This is a genomic window from Flavobacterium sp. Flavsp81, assembly GCF_059491325.1.
In genome coordinates, this window is the sequence record NZ_CP168505.1 from 4,233,699 (window position 1) to 4,250,870 (window position 17,172).

Here is a 17,172-nt window from a genome sequence, read left to right on the forward strand (position 1 = left end):
TGCACCACTCAAAAATCAGACAAACAACTACCGTATTGAACGCTATACAAAATACATTTTCATTTAAATCAATATTTCTCGATTTCAAAGAAATTACTAAAGCAGGTTTAGCTATTAGTGTTTTGTTTTCTTCTATTGCCGGTTATTTGTTGGGTGTTAACGATGAGCATCCTTTTCAATGGAGTGTTTTGGCTGTTTTGTCTATTGGAGGTTATTGTATGGTTGGAGCCTCAAATGCCTTCAATCAGGTAATCGAAAAAGACATCGATTCTTTAATGGATCGTACCAAAAATCGTCCTGTTCCTTCCGGACGCATGTCTCCAAAGACAGCTTTGTTTGTGGCAAGTTTACTTACGATCATAGGTGTTACGTTACTTTATACAATAAATGCAAAGTCGGCAATGTTTGCTGCAATTTCGATATTTTTATATACGAGTATTTATACACCTTTAAAAACAGTTACTTCTTTGTCGGTTTTTGTCGGAGCATTTCCGGGAGCGATTCCTTTTATGTTAGGATGGGTGGCAGCCACAGGAGAGTTTGGTATTGAAGCAGGAACTTTGTTTTTGATTCAGTTTTTTTGGCAATTTCCACATTTTTGGGCTATTGGCTGGTTTTTGTATGAAGATTATGAAAAAGCAGGTATTTTTATGCTTCCAACGGGAAAAAAAGACAAAGGGACGGCATTGCAGGTTATTTTATATACAGTTTGGTTGATTATTGCTTCATTATTGCCTGCTTTAGGATATACGGGACAACTGTTCATTACGCCAATTGCTGCTATTTTAGTGTTTTTGCTGGGATTGTGGATGCTGTTTTTTGCGGTGCGTCTATATCAGTTACGAACTCCTAAGGCCGCAAGAACGTTGATGTTGGTGAGTGTTTCGTATATTTCGTTATTGCAAATTGTATTTATAGTAGATAAATTTTTAAGATAGTTATGGAAATGACAATGAAAATAGAGGAAGAACAGTTGAGGAAAGCAAAATCGGCAAAACTGATTTTGTTATTTGCAATGGTAAGTATGACAATGATGTTTGCAGGACTTACAAGTGCATTTGTGGTAAGTAAATCAAGAGCTGACTGGTTGAAGAATTTCGAATTGCCTACAGCATTTTATTACAGTACTTTAGTTATTATAAGCTGTAGCGTAGCTTTTCACTTGGCAAAAAAAGCAATTCAAAAAGACAACAGAAAGGCAACTTCAGGTTTTCTTTTAGCTACTTTGGTATTAGGAATTTTATTTGTGGTTTTACAGTTTGAAGGTTTTGGACAAATTGTAGAAAAAGGATATTATTTTACCGGAGAAGGAAGTTCAATTACGACTACTTTTCTATATGTAGTAACCGTTACACACCTATTACACTTGTTTGGGGGATTAATTTCACTTTTAATTGTAATTTATAATCATTTTAAACAAAAATACAATTCGACTCAAACTCTTGGTATAGAACTAGGTGCGATGTATTGGCACTTTTTAGACTTATTATGGGTCTATTTATTTTTATTTTTATATTTCTTTAAATAAGAAAAAAACGTAAATTTGGGAACTTTTTAACGAATATCTTTTATGGAAGCGACAGTTACTACTGCAAATAATGAAGAAAAAACTTGGGGCGGCGGCAATGAGCCATTAAGAGCAAGTTATGGAAAAATGATGATGTGGTTTTTTATCGTATCAGATGCCTTGACATTCTCTGGATTTCTGGCAGCTTATGGTTTTTCAAGATTTAAATTTATTGAAACCTGGCCATTGGCTGATGAAGTGTTTACTCACTTTCCATTTTTGCATGGTAATCCACAGCCAATGCTATATGTAGCCTTAATGACTTTTATTTTGATTTTCTCATCTGTAACTATGGTTTTGGCCGTTGATGCAGGTCATCATTTGAAAAAAACAAAAGTTGCGGTTTACATGTTCTTAACTATTATTGGAGGTTTGATTTTCGTTGGGTCTCAGGCCTGGGAGTGGAAAAACTTCATTAAAGGTGAATATGGTGCAGTTGAAACAAACGGAGGAAGTCTGTTGCAATTTGTTGATAAAGAAGGACACCGTGTGGCTCTTGAAAAATTTGCTGTAAAATTACCGGAACAAAAAGAAGCGCTTACAAGATCAGAAGGTAAATGGTTTATGGAAGATGCTGAATCAACACCAACTTATTCGGTTGCTGAAGTTCAGGCAGGTTTTAAAGCACATCCTGATTTATTGATAAGAACTGAAACGCTTACAAAAGAAAAGAAAAAAACGATCTTGACGAGAGCAGAGTCTGAGTCTCGTTTAAGTACTGCAAAATATGTAGTAGAAGGAGCAAACTTAACCAGAAATGAATACGGAAGTAAATTATTTGCAGATTTCTTTTTCTTCATTACAGGATTCCACGGATTTCACGTATTTTCAGGAGTAATTATTAATATCATTATTTTCTTTAATGTATTATTGGGTACTTACGAAAAAAGAAAAAGCTACGAAATGGTTGAGAAAGTTGGTTTATACTGGCACTTTGTCGATTTGGTTTGGGTATTTGTATTTACAGTTTTCTACTTAGTTTAATTTTAGATTTTAATTATTATGTCACACGAACACGTATCAAATACAAAAAGAATCTGGTTTGTTTTTGGATTGTTATCCCTTGTAACTTGTGTAGAAGTTGTTCTGGGTATTTATAAACCTGGAGTATTAGAGTTTAATCATTTTGTAGGTTTGAATTTATTGAACTGGATATTTTATATCCTGACAATATTTAAAGCATATTATATTGTATGGGCATTTATGCACATGGAAGGTGAAACCAGTAGTCTTAGATGGGCTGTTGTGTCGCCGGTTATTTTCCTGGTATTATATTTATTGTTTATTCTCTTAACAGAAGGACATTATATTTATGGGGTTTTTAAAGATTCTACTATTAAATGGAATTTTTAACATGATATTAATTCGAAAAAAAGCTCCGTTTAACGGAGCTTTTTTTATTTTTGTACCTCAATAACTTCTATTCATACAATGAAAAAAAATATAGTTCTCTTTGTACTTTTCATTTTACCAATTGTAGCCTATTTGTTTTTTGCCTCCGGAGTAAACAGTTTTACTAAACTGCCTGTGATAACCCCTAAAATTGCTGATTTTGGCAATTGGAAATCTTTAAATGGTAAAAAAATATCACTTGATAAAAAGATAACCGTTTTGGGTTTTTCAGGTTCTGAAATTTTAGATAATCGTGGTAATTATTTCAATTTAAATGAAAAAATTTACAAACGTTATCATGGCTTTGAAGATCTTCAGTTTGTGATACTTTGCCCATTGGGAACAGAAAAGGAAGCTCAGAAGGTAGTAGATGCGCTTACGCCTTTTACAGATGTTTCCGGTTGGAATTTTATTTTTGCATCACCGGATGAAATCAAAACGTTTTATGGCCAGTTACATTTAAAAGGTAAATTAGATCAGAATTTGGGAACATCAAATGTTTATATCATAGATAAAGAACGAAATTTAAGAGGAAGAAAAGATAAGGATGAATATAAAGAAGGATATAATACTTTTCACCCATCTGAATTAAGTAATGAGATGTTGGATGATTTTAAAATTATTTTGTACGAATACCGTGCAGCCCTTAAAAAAAATCATAATGCCACTAAACAACTTTAAATTACAAGTATAATGTTTAAAAATAAATCATATATCGGAATTTCATTTATCATTTTAATCTTCGGGATTTATGCTGTTCCTAAAATTGTTGACAGAATAAAAAATGGAGATGTTGTTAAAGGAAACCGTTTAGATAATGTAGGTCTCAAAACTTCTAAATCGGATGCTAAATTAGTGACAATTGGTCCTGTGCCTAAATTTGAATTGACAAATCAGGATAATCTCAAAATTTCAAATGAAACTTATAAAGGGAAAGTATATGTTTTAGAATTTTTCTTTACGACTTGTCCTTCTATTTGTCCAAAGATGAATCTGAGTATGTTAGAAATAGAAAAAACTTTTTTCGGTAATCCTAATTTCGGAATTGTTTCAATTACAATTGATCCAACTCATGATACACCAAAGGTTCTGAAAGATCATGCAAAGCTATTAGGAGCAAAATCTTCTAACTGGAATTTCCTGACCGGAGACAAAGCAACTATTATGGATTTGTCCAACAAAGGATTTAATTTGTACGCTGGAGAAAATGCTAAAGTAAACGGAGGTTTTGAACATTCCGGCTTATTTGCGCTGATTGATAAAGATGGAAATATTCGTTGCAGAAAGGATGATTTTGGAAACCCGATTTTATACTATGACGGATTAGATAAAAAAGGGGTTAGGGACATTCAGGAAGATATAAAAATATTATTAGCAGAATAAAAATGGAAGATCGTTCATTAGAGAAAAAATATAATAAATACATTGTAGCAGTTTCAATTGTAATACCAATTGCGGTAGCTGTCTTATTTGCAGTCAAATTAAAAGATTTCGGAATCAATGTTGAACCTCTTTCTTTTTTGCCACCTATTTACGCTACAATAAACGGAATTACAGCGGTAGTTTTAATAATGGCGGTATTAGCAATTAAAAACGGAAAACGTAAAGCACATGAACGATTAATGACTTTTGCGATTTCTTTGTCACTGGCTTTTTTGGTTATGTATGTAGCCTATCATATGACGGCTGATTCTGCTAAATTTGGAGATTTAAATCACGATGGAATTCTTGATGCAATTGAAAAGGCAAAAATTGGAGCTGTTAGATATTTATATTTCTTTATTTTAGCCACACATATTATTTTATCAGTAGCAATTATTCCATTAGTATTAATTAGTTATGTTCGTGCTTTGGCAAATACATTTGATAAACATAAAAAAATAGCTAAAATTACCTTCCCACTTTGGTTGTATGTAGCAATTACAGGGGTAGTGGTTTACTTAATGATTTCTCCTTATTATGCGCACTAAAAATCAAAATATTCAATTTCTAAATTCCAAATTCCAAACTTTTGTTTTTGGAGTTTTATTTTTCTTTATTGGAATTTCTTCAAATGCGCAATGTGCAATGTGTCGTGCTGCCCTTTCAGGAGAATCAAACATCAAAAAAGCAGAAGCTGTGAATAATGGAATTGTTTATTTAATGGTAATTCCGTATTTACTTGTTGGTATAATTGGTTATCTGATTTATAGAATGTACCAGTCAAAGAAGAAAAAATCCGAATAATTGATTCGGATTTTTATTTCAATCCATCTATAGAAACATTTACAGTTCCGTTTATTTTGATAAAAGCAATAATAGCCTGATTGGTTAACTGGATTCTATCAAATTGTATGTCCTCCATTTTTCCGTTTACAAAAACACCCGGAAGAGGCGAATAATTTTTCAGATAAGAAGCCATACTTTTTTTACCTTCTTCTAAGTTTGGCTGTATTGAATATCGGCAGCTTTCTTCCATTTTTCTTAAAATAAAACCTTGTGCAAGCCAGTTTGCTGTACGTTGGAGTTTACTTTTTGTGTCTAAAACATAATCAAGTTTGTCGAAATAAATTTCTTTGGTCTGAGGATTGTATTGAGGAAATCCATTTAAATAAATCGTTCCGTTTACTGAACCCAATACATCCAGTGCAATAACCATTTTTCCATCCTTATGCCAAATTTCAACGTTTTTTACGGTGACTTTTTTGCTGCCTGAACCAAATTCCTGTCCTGCAAAATTTTTAGTCATGATTTTTGAAGCATCAGCATAACTCGATATTGCGGCAATATTTGCAGCAATTTGATTTGGAATTTTAGCTATTGGTTTCAGGATAATTTTATTGGCATTGAATTTAGATTCGGGCTGTTTGCCAATGATTGTTTCCATATTGCATTTCATTCCCATGTCTAATAAAAACAGATCATTTTTAAGTTTTGCATTGGTTGAATATATTTCTACAGGTGTAATTCGCAGCCAACTTTCATATGATTCATTCATTTGAAAAGGAGTGCATATTTTTTCTAAAGCAGATAAAACATTTGGTTTGAAATCCATAGATTTTTCGATAGCATCATCTATGTTCTTTTCAATTTTCGATTTAAAAATAGAAATTGCCGGATTGGCTAAATAAGTTATCGGCATATTTTTTCCAAAAACGGTCATCGTTGGGCTTTCATTCCAGTCAAGTGATTTAAATTCAGTTTTGGTGTTGAGTTTCCAGTTAGTTAAATTGACTTCACTTGACAAAGTTATTATTCCGTTTAAATTAAACTCGCGTGTGTCATAAAGCTCAATGCCTAATTTTTTTGTACCAATTCTATATTTGATATAAACTTTTAGGGGTAAGATTGTTTTTATCCTCTTATCAGGATTTGCAGGGTCATTTTGAATTTTTATTGGAGCTTGTTTCCAAATTTTCATTTCAATGTCATCATCTTCAATAGTATTATCCTCATAAATAAGTCCATTCAAAAGAGTGTTGGTTTGATTTTCAATGTCTCTTAATTTTACCGTAATAGGTAAATTAATAAAAGACGGATTGCTTTCATAAACTAACGGACTGGCGTCGTCTGGTTCAGGTTTTAAAGTAGCTAATTTTTGAGATGTACTGCAACTAACTAATAATGTCAGTGTTATAATAAGAGAGGTGAAAGAAAAAAATTTCATTGTTTGATTTTATTAAGTAATGTAAAATTAAGAAAACAATTATATTCTCTGGAAAAAGTGTAACAATTAGTTATTTATGTAGTCTTATTCAATAGAATAAAACAAAATTATTAACTTTTTATTATCATAAATTACTTAATAAAAATATTATTATTGTTTTAAAATTTAACCTATCATGATCGAAATCAAAGATTTACATAAGTCCTATAAAATGGGGAGCTCAGAATTGCATGTATTAAAAGGTATAAATTTTAATATTGGTGAAGGAGAATTAGTTGCTATTATGGGATCATCTGGATCCGGAAAATCAACGCTTCTTAATATTTTAGGAATTTTGGACGAGGCAGATTCGGGTAGTTATATTTTAGATAAAACGCCAATAAAAAAACTTAACGAAACTATTGCTTCTAAATACCGAAATAAGTTTTTAGGTTTTGTTTTTCAGTCTTTTAATTTAATTAATTATAAAACAGCTCTTGATAATGTTGCAATGCCATTATATTATCAAGGTATAAAAAGGAAAGAACGCTACGAAATCGCAATGAAATATTTGGAAAAAGTAGGGTTGGGAACCCATTCGCATCATTTGCCTAATGAATTATCAGGTGGGCAAAAACAACGTGTAGCAATAGCAAGAGCATTGGCTTCAAATCCAAAAGTTTTATTAGCAGATGAGCCGACAGGAGCGTTAGATACTAAAACTTCGTACGAAGTTATGGAACTTATACAAGGAATTAATGATGAAGGCAAAACCATTTTGATCGTTACCCATGAACCGGATATTGCCGCAATGTGCAAAAGAAATGTTGTCCTGAAAGACGGATTAATTATAGATGATAAAATGGTGGAACAAGTTAGAGCTTCATCTTATGTTTAATATTGAACGTTGGCAGGAAATTTTTGAGGCAATCTCTAAAAACAGGTTAAGAACTTTTCTTACCGGGGTTTCTGTGGCTTCGGGTATTTTTATTTTAGTGATTTTGCTGGGTGCAGGGAAAGGACTTCAGAACGGAATTGAAAAACAATTTGAGCGGGATGCTGCAGGGATTATCGAAGTTTGGTCCGGTACAACTACAAAAGAATATAAAGGCTTAAATCCAGGAAGGCAAATTCAGTTCAGGAATAGTGATTATACACAATCTGTTCAGAAATTTGGAGATAAACTGGACAGTAAAGCATCTACCTATAATTTTTGGGGAGCTCCGTTTTCATATGGAAAAGAATCCGGAACTTATCAATACAGAGGTGTAGATCCTGATTATTCCATAATAGAAAATCTTACCGTTGTTAAAGGGCGGTATATAAATAACAATGATCTTAACAATAATGAAAAAGTTACGGTTATCGGTATGAAGGTTAAAACTGATTTGTTTAAAGACAAGGAAGCTCTTGGGAAAGAAATAATCATTAATAATATTAATTTTAAAGTGATCGGGATTTTTACAGACCCGGGAGGAGAAAGAGAAGAAGCCAGGGCCTACTTGCCTAAGACGACAGTACAAAGAACTTTTGGAGGTGGGGATAAAATAAGTAATATGTTTTTTACTTTAAATAAAACAGATAATTATGATGAAGCTTTGGCGCAGTCTAAAAAATTCACGCAGGATTTAAAAGATTTATTGAAAAGCAAGAATGTTGTAGCTCCAAATGACGATGGTGGTATTGGCGCCTATAATTCAGTTGAAGATGCCAAACAGTTTTATGATTTAAATCTCTATATCAGATTATTTTTCTGGTGGGTAGGTATTTGTACCATAATTGCGGGAGTTGTAGGGGTAAGTAATATTATGCTTATTGTTGTTAAAGAAAGAACAAAAGAAATTGGAATCAGAAAAGCACTTGGGGCTTCACCGGCTTCGATAATAGGAATGATACTTCACGAATCTATTTTTATTACCACAATTGCAGGTTTTACAGGTCTTTTAGCGAGTTTGTTATTGCTGGAATTTGTTGGGCCGATGGTAGAAAGTGAATATTTTAGGAATCCTGAAGTTGATTTTAATGTAGCCTTAACAACACTGGTTTTGTTAGTATTTGCAGGGGCATTGGCCGGATTTTTCCCGGCATACAGAGCCGCTAAAATTAAACCTATTGTAGCACTTAGAGATGAATAATTATGTTTAATAAAGATAATTGGGACGAAATTTTACAGGCCTTAACAGCCAATGTTTTCAGGACGATTCTAACGGCATTTGGTGTATTTTGGGGAATATTTATTCTTGTAATACTACTTGCAGCCGGAAAGGGACTGGAAAACGGGGTAAAAAAAGGTTTTGACGGCATTGCTACAAACACCATGTTTATGTGGAGCCAGACCACATCTAAAGCTTATAAAGGATTGCCGAAAACACGCCGTTATGATTTTAGAAACAGCGATGTGATGGCACTAAAGCAAGCATTTCCGGATTTATTATATGTCTCACCACGAAATCAGTTAGGTGATTTTAACGGAACAAACAATGTAGTCCGAGGTACAAAAACTTCCTCTTTTACGGTATATGGTGATTATCCGGTATTGATTAAACAACAGCCTATGGATATTATAAAAGGCCGTTTTATAAATCAGCAGGATATTACAGAAAGAAGAAAAATAGCAGTGATTGGTAAAGGTGTTATTAGCGAGCTTTACGGAAAAGAAGAAGAAGCTATTGGCACTTACGTGAAAATAAACGGAATTAATTTTATGGTGATTGGTGTTTATCATTCTAAGCAGCAAGGAGGAAATGCGGAGCAGGAGCAGAAAAATATTTTTATTCCGTTTACAACTTTTCAGCAGTCCTTTAATTATGGGGATAAAGTAGGCTGGATGGCACTGACGGCAAAAGACGAAACATCAATTACTTCCCTGAAACCAAAAATTTTAGAATTAATTAAATCGCTTCATTCCGTAAATCCTGAAGACGACAGAGCTGTTGGGAATTTTGATTTATACGAGCAATTCAATAAAGTACAAAGTTTGTTTGATATTTTAAAAATCATCGCTTATTTTGTAGGAACTTTAGTTTTGATTTCGGGTGTAATTGGTATTTCAAATATCATGCTTATTGTTGTCAAAGAGCGTACGAAAGAAATAGGAATTAGAAGAGCTTTAGGAGCTACGCCGGCAGCTATACGCGGACAAATTTTATCGGAATCTATATTTTTAACTATTATTTCGGGTATGTTAGGAATTGCCGTTGCAACCGGAATTATAGCAGTTCTGAATATGGCCCTGGATTCGATGCCTCCGGACAGTAATACCATGTTTGCCAACCCAAGTGTAGATTTAAGGGTTGTATTTATTGCATTATTAATATTAGTAGGGTCCGGTTTATTAGCAGGATTTATTCCGGCTCAGACTGCAATCAATGTAAAGCCTGTAGATGCTTTACGAACAGAATAAATTATCAATCAAAAAATAATCGATAAATCAAAAACGAAATGAAAAAAGGAGTAACCGTAACCATTTTAATTTTTATTACTTTAGTTTTCTTTGGCGCATTATACTATTTATACGCTAAAAATCAAGAATCTCCAATTGTCTTTAAAACTGAAAAAGCAGAAATTAAAACGATTATAAAAAGCACTATTGCAACAGGTAATATTCAGCCCGATGAAGAGGTCCTAATCAAACCAAACATCTCAGGGATTATTGAGCAGGTATATATTAAGGCAGGTGAGAAAATCAAAGCGGGAGATATGATTGCTAAGATTAAGGTTGTTGCCAATGTTTCTAATGTGAGCAGTACACAAAACCAGGTGCAGACAGCTAAGATTGCTTTAGATAATCAGGAGAAAATTTATCAGAGACAAAAAACATTATTTGATAAAGATGTTATTTCGGCAAACGATTTTGATGCGGCTCAATTAGCTTACAAACAGGCAAAACAAAATTACCAGGCAGCAAAACAAAGTTTAGATATTGTAAAAACAGGAACAACATCTTCTTTAGGAAGTTATGCCAATACCTTAATTCGTTCTACCGTGAACGGAATGGTTTTAGATGTTCCGGTAAAAGTAGGGAATCAGGTTATTGAAAGTAATAATTTTAATGAAGGAACTACGATTGCCAGTGTTGCTGATGTTGGAAGAATGATTTTTGTTGGAAAAATTGATGAATCTGAAGTTGGTAAAATAAAAGAAAAAATGCCAATTGAAATCACTGTTGGAGCTATCGAAAACAAAAAGTTTAATGCGGTCTTAACTTACATAGCGCCGAAAGGTGTAACTGAAAATGGTGCTATCCAGTTCGAAATTAAAGCTTCTTTAGAAAATAAAGACGCTACTTTTATCAGAGCCGGTTTAAGTGCAAATGCTTCAATTATCTTAGAAAAGGCAAATAAAGTTTTGGCAATCAAAGAATCGTTGGTTCAGTTTGATAAGAAAACACAAAAGCCTTATGTAGAGGTTGAAACCGCTCCTCAGAAGTTTCAAAGAAAGAATATAGTTCTGGGAGTTAGTGATGGAATTTATGTCCAGGTTAAAAGCGGAATCAAAGTTTCAGATAAAATTAAAATCTGGAATCAGGGTTTGATTAATGAAGAAGAGAAAAAAAAATAAATTAGAAAGCTGAAAAGAATTTAGATTTTTAAAATGTTAAATTTGCATGGTTTGTTTACTATGCTTTCATTCAAGATATATGAAAATAAATAAATATAATAGTTTTGTTTTTGCCTTATTATTTGGCTTTGGATTATCAGGCCAGGCGCAATCAAAACAATGGACACTGGAAGAATGCGTAAGATATGCATTGGATAATAATATCACAATAAAACTTTCGGAGCTAGATGTTAAGAGTGCTGCTATTGACAAAAAAGGGGCATTGGGAAGTTACTTGCCCTCAGTAAACGGTAGTGCCTCACATTCCTGGAATATTGGTCGGAATGTCAATCCTATTACAAATATTGCGAGTACAGAAACTACACAATATACGCAATTAGGAGTTAGTGCAGGTGTAGATATCTACAAAGGTTTGCAAAATCAAAATACTTACAGGAGAACAAAGCTTTCTATTATAGCATCACAATATCAATTGGTTAAGATGCAGGAAGATATAGCTTTGAATGTGGCAAATGCTTTTTTAGAAATTCTGTTCAATAAAGAAAATTTAAAAGTAAAAAAAGAACAATTAGCCATCGATGAAAAACGTTTTACGCGTTCAGAAGAAATGGTAAATGCAGGAACAATACCACGTGGTGATTTATTTGATTTAAAAGCAACTGTTGCAACCGATAAGCAGGCTATTATTGTTGCAGAAAACAGCCTGCTGATTTCAAAATTAAGTCTGGCACAGCTTTTACAGCTTAAAGAATTCACAGATTTTGATGTAATTGATGATACAAATGCCAAAGATGAAAATGGAATCCTATTGCAAAATCCGGTTGACATTTATAACAAAGCCAAAGAAATAAGAACAGATTTAAAAATAGCAAAAACTAATCTGGAAATCGCCGAAAAGAATGTAACTATAGCAAAAGGCGCATATCAGCCAACACTTACAGGATTTTATTCTTTTGGTACAAGTGCCAGTTACAGCGATATACTTACCGGACAAGATGCAAATGGCAATCCGGTCTATAAGTCTCCGGATCCTGCTTTTCAACAATTTAGTGATAATAAAGGACATACTTTCGGTTTTCAATTGAGTGTTCCAATTTTTAATGGATTTTCAACAAGAAATAATGTTGAACGAAACAAAGTAAGTTTAGAAAAATCTAAAATAGATTTAGAACAAAAAAGTTTAGATTTGCAACGTAACGTTTATACTGCTTTTACAGATGCAAAAGGTGCTTTAAACGCTTACGAATCTTCTACTGTAACTTTAGAAGCAAGACAGCAATCTTATAATTATGCAAAAGAAAAGTATGATGTAGGTTTAATGAACTCATTTGATTTTACTCAGGCTCAAACATTATTGACCAATGCGCAATCAGATGTTATAAGAACCAAATACGATTATATTTTTAAAATTAAAATACTTGAATTCTATTTTGGAATTCCAATTGTTCCAGTTATTACAAAATAATTTATTATGTCAAAAAAAACAATTTATTTCTTGCTGGGTGGCGCAATAGTTATTATTGCTGCATTAATTGGTCTGTCGAAGGCCGGGTTAATAGGAAATAAGGATGAAGGAAAAGAAGTGGAAATTTCTAAAGTTACAGCTTCAACTATTGTCGAAACAGTTTCGGCAACAGGAAAGATTCAACCCGAAATTGAAGTTAAAATATCGCCGGAAGTTTCAGGAGAAATTATTTTATTGAATGTAAAAGAAGGCCAGGTCGTTAAAAAAGGAGATTTACTGGTAAAAATAAACCCTGATTTATATACGTCAAGTTATAATCGCTCGGTATCAAATTTATCAGGAAGTAAAGCCGGATTAAGCCAGTCAGAAGCTTCATTCAGAGAAGCAAAATCCAATTACGAACGTAATAAGACTTTATATGACAAAGGTGTAATTTCAAAATCAGACTGGGATAAGGCCATAGCTTCTTTTGAAGTAGCGAAAGCAACCAAACAAAATGCTTATTATACGGTTCAAAGTGCTTCAGCTTCGGTAAACGAAGCCAAGGATAATTTGGGGCGTACTACAATTTATGCTCCTGCAGACGGAACTATTTCAGTATTGAACGTAGAGTTGGGCGAACGTGTTTTAGGAACACAGCAAATGGCAGGAACTGAACTTTTGAGGGTAGCAAATCTTAACAATATGGAAGTTGAGGTTGATGTAAATGAAAATGATATTGTGAAAATAAAAATTGGTGACGAAGCCAATGTTGAAGTTGATGCTTATCTGAAGAAAAAATTTAAAGGAATTGTAACCAGTATTTCTAACTCTGCAAGTACAACATTAACCTCAGATCAGGTTACTAATTTTAAAGTAAAAGTTAGAATTTTAAAAGAATCTTATCAGGATTTGTTAGCAGGAAAACCGGATACATATTCACCATTCAGACCCGGAATGACAGCTACAGTTGATATTATTACACAAACAAAAGCAAATGTTTTGGCGGTTCCAATTAGTTCTGTGGTAGTGAAATCAGATACTACTGCCGTAAAAGATTTTAAAGTTGAAGATCCTAATGAAGACAAAAAAGCAGCTCCAAAAAGTGATAAAAAATTCGAATGTGTTTTTGTAAAAACAGGTAATAAAGCTAAAATCAGAATTATTAAAACAGGTATTCAGGATGATACAAATATTGAAGTTATGTCTGGCTTAAAACCTGGAGACACTGTTATTACAGGGCCTTATACAACGGTTTCTAAAGAACTGAATTCCGGGGATAAAGTAAAACTTAAAAAGGCGGATAAACCAAAGAAATAATAGAATCATATTGTCAGGCTGAGCGAAGTCGAAGCCCTTTCCTATTAACAAGTCTTCGACTTCGCTCAGCCTGACATAGTATTTGATATTAATGATCAGATTTTTAATGATCAATGCTAATAATTAACTTTAAAAAATAAATATATTGTCTTTTATTCTCAATATTGAAACGGCGACAAAAAATTGTTCTGTTGCTATTGCTAAAAACGGTGAAACAGTTCTATGTAAAGAAATTGCGGAAGAAGGATACTCACACGCCGAAAAACTACACATTTTTATTGAAGAAGTTATTACCGAAGCCGGAATTTCAGTTCATGATTTAGCAGCTGTAGCTGTAAGTCAGGGACCTGGCTCTTATACTGGTTTGAGAATTGGCGTTTCGGCAGCAAAAGGATTGTGTTTTGCATTAAACATTCCGTTAATTGCAGTAGATACTTTAAAAACTTTAGCCTCGCAAATTAAAGTTTCAGACGGGAAAATCATTCCGATGCTTGATGCACGCCGCATGGAGGTTTACAGCGCAGTTTTTAATTCTAATTTAGAAATTGAAAGACCCACTCAGGCAGAAATCATTGATGAAAATTCTTTTAAGGAATATACAGAAACTGTTTATTTTGTTGGTGATTGTGCTGAAAAATGTAAAACGGTTTTAATCAAAGATAATTTTGTTTTTCTGGAAGAAATAAAATATCCTTCCTCAAAAGAAATGAGTAAAATCAGTTATGATAAATTTCAAATAAGCGACACTGTTGATGTCGCTTATTTTGAACCTTATTATTTAAAAGATTTTATGATAACTGCACCTTCAAAAAAACAATAAATCTATTTTATTTTTGCAATGTGTAAGGCTGAATTGCAATTCCTGCTTCATCTAAAGCTGCTTTGCAATTCTCTAATGTTTCTGAAAAAACAGCACCATAATTACTATTTTTTGCCCAAGGACGTACCGCAAATTCTACTGAACTTGCTGTCAGGTTTTTTACGAAAACCTCAGGTGCAGGGTTTTCAAGCACTTTTGGGTTTTGATTTAAAACATCTAAAAGCACTTCTTTAGCTTTTTTGATATCCGAATCATAAGAAACAGCAAAAGTCAAATCGGCTCTTCTTTCTCCCTGCATTGAATAATTAATAATGGTTCCGTTAGATAAAGCTCCATTTGGAACAAAAACAGTCTGGTTATTACCAGTCAGCATTTTGGTAACAAAAATCTGAATTTCAAGCACAGTTGCTATAACGCCCTGTGCTTCTATTGTATCACCAACTTTAAAAGGTTTAAAAACAATAATCAGCATACCGCCGGCAAAATTAGAGAGCGAACCTTGTAATGATAAACCGACTGCGAGTCCCATTGCCCCTAAAATAGCAACAAATGAAGAAGTTTCAATTCCGAGTTTCGAGATAAAAGTGATAAACAGTAAAATTCGTAAAGCCCATATTAAGATGTCCGAAAGAAATTTGGTTAACGTGGGATCTAAATTTCTTTGAACCATTACTTTTTTAATGATTTTATTGATTAATCTGATGGCATATATACCAACAAACAAAATAATAATGGCAGAAATTAATTTGAGAGAATAATCAACTAAAACGTCAGTATATTTAGTGACATAATTGCTGAGTTGGTCTGGATTGATGTTCATTTTTGCTGAATAAAAAAACCTTCCCAAAGAGAAGGTGTATTAGAAGTGCAAATATAAAGATATTTATTTGATCATAAAAAACAGTTTTTATTTCTGCGTCTTATTTTATCAATAATTTAATCTTCGTCAGTTATTGGTTTTTCACTGGTATCAACTACAGTTTCTGCTGCAAATGTTTCAGTGTCGCTGGTAAGCTCTGCAGTCTTTTCTTTTATGGAATCAATTACATCGCTAATAGAATCTGAAGCTTTTTCAACATATTCACTTACTATATCTTTTGCGTGATGTGCATATTCTACAGCGCTCTCAAATACTGGTTCTGAAGCTTCCCTGGCCTTTGCGAAAGTCTCTTCGGCAAAAGTCTCTGCTTTCTCAATATATGGTCCGGCAGTTTCTTTAGCATGTTCAAAAGTAGTTTCGGCCTGGTCAGCTATTTCATTGGCAGAATCTTTGGTTGAGCCAAATAAATTCTTAAAAAATGATGATAATCCCATAGTTTTAATATTGATTAGTTAATTATGTAATATTAAGTTTTTTTCAGGACTATATAAGTTTTTTTTTAATAGTTTATTGTAAATGAAAAAGCGCCCTGAATTGGACGCTTTTGTTATTGTGTTTTATTGTGTTTTTGTTGTTTTTAAGCATTCAAGGCTTCAACCGTAATTTTTTCATCGTTTAGCATACTTTTCAACATGTTTTCGATACCGCTTTTTAAGGTAAATGTTGATGACGGGCAGCCACTGCAGGCTCCTTGCAAAATTACTTTTACGACTTTATCAGTTTCATTATAAGAGTCAAAAGCAATATTACCCCCATCTGCTGCAACTGCGGGTTTTACATATTCTTCCAGGATGTTAATGATTTGTTGTGAGGTAACATCCAACTTATCAAAAGCTTCGTCTTTAGTAACATCGTTTTTTGTAGCAACTTCGATCAAACTTTCATCAAGAACAGTTCCTCCGTTTTCGATAAATTGCTTGATAAAAGTTCTGACTTCAAGCGTAATTTCCTGCCAGTCATTAATATCGTATTTTGTTACCGAAATATAATTTTCATCAATAAATACTTCTTTTACATATGGAAATTTAAACAACTCTTTCGCAAGCGGGGAAGAAGCAGTCTGGTCAATATTTTTATATTCAACGGCATTTTTAGTTAACATTCTGCTTACAACAAATTTCAATGCAGAAGGATTTGGAGTTGTTTCACCATAAACTGTAATAGGCTGCTTTTTTGGCGCGCTGTCGTCTGTTTTTATAATGATTCCCCCTTTATCTATAAATGCTGAAATTTGTTCAGCAACAGCATCCTGCACATCTTCCCATTCTACAATATTGAATCTTTCGATGGCAATAAAATTCCCGGAAATATAAACTGTTTTTACAAATGGAAGGTAAAACAATTGTTGTGCTAAAGGTGATGATTGTGCTTCATCAATATTTTTAAATTCAAAATTTTCATTTTGAGTAATGAAATCATCAAATTCAAATTTTATTATCGTTGGATTTTGAGTTTCTTTTATCGTGATTTTTGCCATGATGTTATATTTTTTGTAAATTTAGTAAAGTTATTTTCTACTAATAGCTATATTTGATTTTTTAATAAAATAATTAAGATTCTTTTG

The 17,172-nt window shown here is 33.0% G+C and carries 19 protein-coding genes; 15 read left to right on the plus strand and 4 right to left on the minus strand.

The window, feature by feature from the left end:
• Positions 1-35: 35 nt before the first annotated feature.
• The 8 genes from cyoE (at position 36) to ACEN92_RS17830 (ending at position 5,185) form a co-directional block, all read left to right on the plus strand.
• Positions 36-938: a heme o synthase gene (cyoE, locus tag ACEN92_RS17795; protein WP_495639672.1), complete on the plus strand. Its 903-nt coding sequence runs from the start codon at positions 36-38 to the stop codon at positions 936-938.
• Between the two features lie 2 nt (positions 939-940).
• A complete protein-coding gene (locus tag ACEN92_RS17800; RefSeq protein WP_495639673.1) occupies positions 941-1,528 on the plus strand; it encodes a cytochrome c oxidase subunit 3 in 588 nt (195 codons plus the stop codon).
• Positions 1,529-1,570: 42 nt separating this feature from the next.
• The gene (locus ACEN92_RS17805; RefSeq protein WP_495639674.1) at positions 1,571-2,551 is read left to right on the plus strand and encodes a cytochrome c oxidase subunit 3; all 981 of its coding nucleotides are present in this window, start codon (positions 1,571-1,573) and stop codon (positions 2,549-2,551) included.
• Between the two features lie 18 nt (positions 2,552-2,569).
• Positions 2,570-2,920, plus strand: a complete 351-nt coding sequence (locus tag ACEN92_RS17810; protein WP_495639675.1) for a cytochrome C oxidase subunit IV family protein — start codon at positions 2,570-2,572, stop codon at positions 2,918-2,920.
• 78 nt (positions 2,921-2,998) lie between these two features.
• The gene (locus ACEN92_RS17815; protein ID WP_495639676.1) at positions 2,999-3,640 is read left to right on the plus strand and encodes a hypothetical protein; all 642 of its coding nucleotides are present in this window, start codon (positions 2,999-3,001) and stop codon (positions 3,638-3,640) included.
• A gap of 12 nt (positions 3,641-3,652) precedes the next feature.
• Positions 3,653-4,342: an SCO family protein gene (locus tag ACEN92_RS17820; protein WP_495639677.1), complete on the plus strand. Its 690-nt coding sequence runs from the start codon at positions 3,653-3,655 to the stop codon at positions 4,340-4,342.
• Positions 4,343-4,344: 2 nt separating this feature from the next.
• Positions 4,345-4,929, plus strand: coding sequence for a DUF420 domain-containing protein (locus ACEN92_RS17825; RefSeq protein WP_495639678.1), 585 nt, complete (start codon positions 4,345-4,347; stop codon positions 4,927-4,929).
• On the plus strand, positions 4,919-5,185 hold the full coding sequence (locus ACEN92_RS17830; RefSeq protein WP_495639679.1) for a hypothetical protein: 267 nt from the start codon (positions 4,919-4,921) through the stop codon (positions 5,183-5,185). Before ACEN92_RS17825 ends, ACEN92_RS17830 begins: the two co-directional genes overlap by 11 nt.
• Before the next feature lie 13 nt (positions 5,186-5,198).
• Here the strand turns inward: ACEN92_RS17830 and ACEN92_RS17835 are convergent, their stop codons facing one another.
• On the minus strand, positions 5,199-6,605 hold the full coding sequence (locus ACEN92_RS17835; RefSeq protein WP_495639680.1) for a DUF4403 family protein: 1,407 nt from the start codon (positions 6,603-6,605) through the stop codon (positions 5,199-5,201).
• A gap of 175 nt (positions 6,606-6,780) precedes the next feature.
• Between ACEN92_RS17835 and ACEN92_RS17840 the strand changes: the two genes are divergently transcribed.
• The 7 genes from ACEN92_RS17840 to tsaB all read left to right on the plus strand — a co-directional run bounded on the left by ACEN92_RS17840 (position 6,781) and on the right by tsaB (position 14,728).
• Positions 6,781-7,482 carry an ABC transporter ATP-binding protein gene (locus ACEN92_RS17840; RefSeq protein ID WP_495639681.1) on the plus strand — a complete coding sequence of 234 codons (702 nt, stop codon included), beginning with the start codon at positions 6,781-6,783 and terminating at the stop codon, positions 7,480-7,482.
• On the plus strand, positions 7,475-8,719 hold the full coding sequence (locus tag ACEN92_RS17845; protein ID WP_495639682.1) for an ABC transporter permease: 1,245 nt from the start codon (positions 7,475-7,477) through the stop codon (positions 8,717-8,719). Before ACEN92_RS17840 ends, ACEN92_RS17845 begins: the two co-directional genes overlap by 8 nt.
• A 2-nt stretch (positions 8,720-8,721) precedes the next feature.
• Positions 8,722-9,987, plus strand: coding sequence for an ABC transporter permease (locus tag ACEN92_RS17850; RefSeq protein WP_495639683.1), 1,266 nt, complete (start codon positions 8,722-8,724; stop codon positions 9,985-9,987).
• Positions 9,988-10,025: 38 nt separating this feature from the next.
• The gene (locus ACEN92_RS17855; RefSeq protein ID WP_495639684.1) at positions 10,026-11,144 is read left to right on the plus strand and encodes an efflux RND transporter periplasmic adaptor subunit; all 1,119 of its coding nucleotides are present in this window, start codon (positions 10,026-10,028) and stop codon (positions 11,142-11,144) included.
• Positions 11,145-11,223: 79 nt separating this feature from the next.
• Positions 11,224-12,609 carry a TolC family protein gene (locus ACEN92_RS17860; RefSeq protein WP_495639685.1) on the plus strand — a complete coding sequence of 462 codons (1,386 nt, stop codon included), beginning with the start codon at positions 11,224-11,226 and terminating at the stop codon, positions 12,607-12,609.
• Between the two features lie 6 nt (positions 12,610-12,615).
• Positions 12,616-13,908, plus strand: coding sequence for an efflux RND transporter periplasmic adaptor subunit (locus ACEN92_RS17865; protein ID WP_495639686.1), 1,293 nt, complete (start codon positions 12,616-12,618; stop codon positions 13,906-13,908).
• A 145-nt stretch (positions 13,909-14,053) separates the two neighbouring features.
• Positions 14,054-14,728 (plus strand): tRNA (adenosine(37)-N6)-threonylcarbamoyltransferase complex dimerization subunit type 1 TsaB, encoded by a 675-nt coding sequence (gene tsaB / locus ACEN92_RS17870; protein ID WP_495639687.1) that lies wholly within the window; start codon positions 14,054-14,056, stop codon positions 14,726-14,728.
• Between the two features lie 7 nt (positions 14,729-14,735).
• On the opposite strand, the gene ACEN92_RS17875 is transcribed toward tsaB, so the two are convergent.
• The 3 genes from ACEN92_RS17875 to ACEN92_RS17885 all read right to left on the minus strand — a co-directional run bounded on the left by ACEN92_RS17875 (position 14,736) and on the right by ACEN92_RS17885 (position 17,085).
• A complete protein-coding gene (locus ACEN92_RS17875; RefSeq protein WP_495639688.1) occupies positions 14,736-15,548 on the minus strand; it encodes a mechanosensitive ion channel family protein in 813 nt (270 codons plus the stop codon).
• Between the two features lie 116 nt (positions 15,549-15,664).
• Positions 15,665-16,042: a YtxH domain-containing protein gene (locus ACEN92_RS17880; protein ID WP_495639689.1), complete on the minus strand. Its 378-nt coding sequence runs from the start codon at positions 16,040-16,042 to the stop codon at positions 15,665-15,667.
• Positions 16,043-16,185: 143 nt separating this feature from the next.
• On the minus strand, positions 16,186-17,085 hold the full coding sequence (locus tag ACEN92_RS17885) for a NifU family protein (protein WP_495639690.1): 900 nt from the start codon (positions 17,083-17,085) through the stop codon (positions 16,186-16,188).
• Positions 17,086-17,172 lie beyond the last annotated feature (87 nt).

Excerpts from the sequence above, each read along its gene's own strand:
- ACEN92_RS17800 (WP_495639673.1), top strand. The coding sequence starts at position 941 with ATGGAAATGACAATGAAAATAGAGGAAGAACAGTTGAGGAAAGCAAAA.
- ACEN92_RS17805 (WP_495639674.1), top strand. The coding sequence starts at position 1,571 with ATGGAAGCGACAGTTACTACTGCAAATAATGAAGAAAAAACTTGGGGC.
- ACEN92_RS17810 (WP_495639675.1), top strand. The coding sequence starts at position 2,570 with ATGTCACACGAACACGTATCAAATACAAAAAGAATCTGGTTTGTTTTT.
- ACEN92_RS17815 (WP_495639676.1), top strand. The coding sequence starts at position 2,999 with ATGAAAAAAAATATAGTTCTCTTTGTACTTTTCATTTTACCAATTGTA.
- ACEN92_RS17820 (WP_495639677.1), top strand. The coding sequence starts at position 3,653 with ATGTTTAAAAATAAATCATATATCGGAATTTCATTTATCATTTTAATC.
- ACEN92_RS17825 (WP_495639678.1), top strand. The coding sequence starts at position 4,345 with ATGGAAGATCGTTCATTAGAGAAAAAATATAATAAATACATTGTAGCA.
- ACEN92_RS17830 (WP_495639679.1), top strand. The coding sequence starts at position 4,919 with ATGCGCACTAAAAATCAAAATATTCAATTTCTAAATTCCAAATTCCAA.
- ACEN92_RS17835 (WP_495639680.1), bottom strand. The coding sequence starts at position 6,605 with ATGAAATTTTTTTCTTTCACCTCTCTTATTATAACACTGACATTATTA.
- ACEN92_RS17840 (WP_495639681.1), top strand. The coding sequence starts at position 6,781 with ATGATCGAAATCAAAGATTTACATAAGTCCTATAAAATGGGGAGCTCA.
- ACEN92_RS17845 (WP_495639682.1), top strand. The coding sequence starts at position 7,475 with ATGTTTAATATTGAACGTTGGCAGGAAATTTTTGAGGCAATCTCTAAA.
- ACEN92_RS17850 (WP_495639683.1), top strand. The coding sequence starts at position 8,722 with ATGTTTAATAAAGATAATTGGGACGAAATTTTACAGGCCTTAACAGCC.
- ACEN92_RS17855 (WP_495639684.1), top strand. The coding sequence starts at position 10,026 with ATGAAAAAAGGAGTAACCGTAACCATTTTAATTTTTATTACTTTAGTT.
- ACEN92_RS17860 (WP_495639685.1), top strand. The coding sequence starts at position 11,224 with ATGAAAATAAATAAATATAATAGTTTTGTTTTTGCCTTATTATTTGGC.
- ACEN92_RS17865 (WP_495639686.1), top strand. The coding sequence starts at position 12,616 with ATGTCAAAAAAAACAATTTATTTCTTGCTGGGTGGCGCAATAGTTATT.
- ACEN92_RS17875 (WP_495639688.1), bottom strand. The coding sequence starts at position 15,548 with ATGAACATCAATCCAGACCAACTCAGCAATTATGTCACTAAATATACT.
- ACEN92_RS17880 (WP_495639689.1), bottom strand. The coding sequence starts at position 16,042 with ATGGGATTATCATCATTTTTTAAGAATTTATTTGGCTCAACCAAAGAT.
- ACEN92_RS17885 (WP_495639690.1), bottom strand. The coding sequence starts at position 17,085 with ATGGCAAAAATCACGATAAAAGAAACTCAAAATCCAACGATAATAAAA.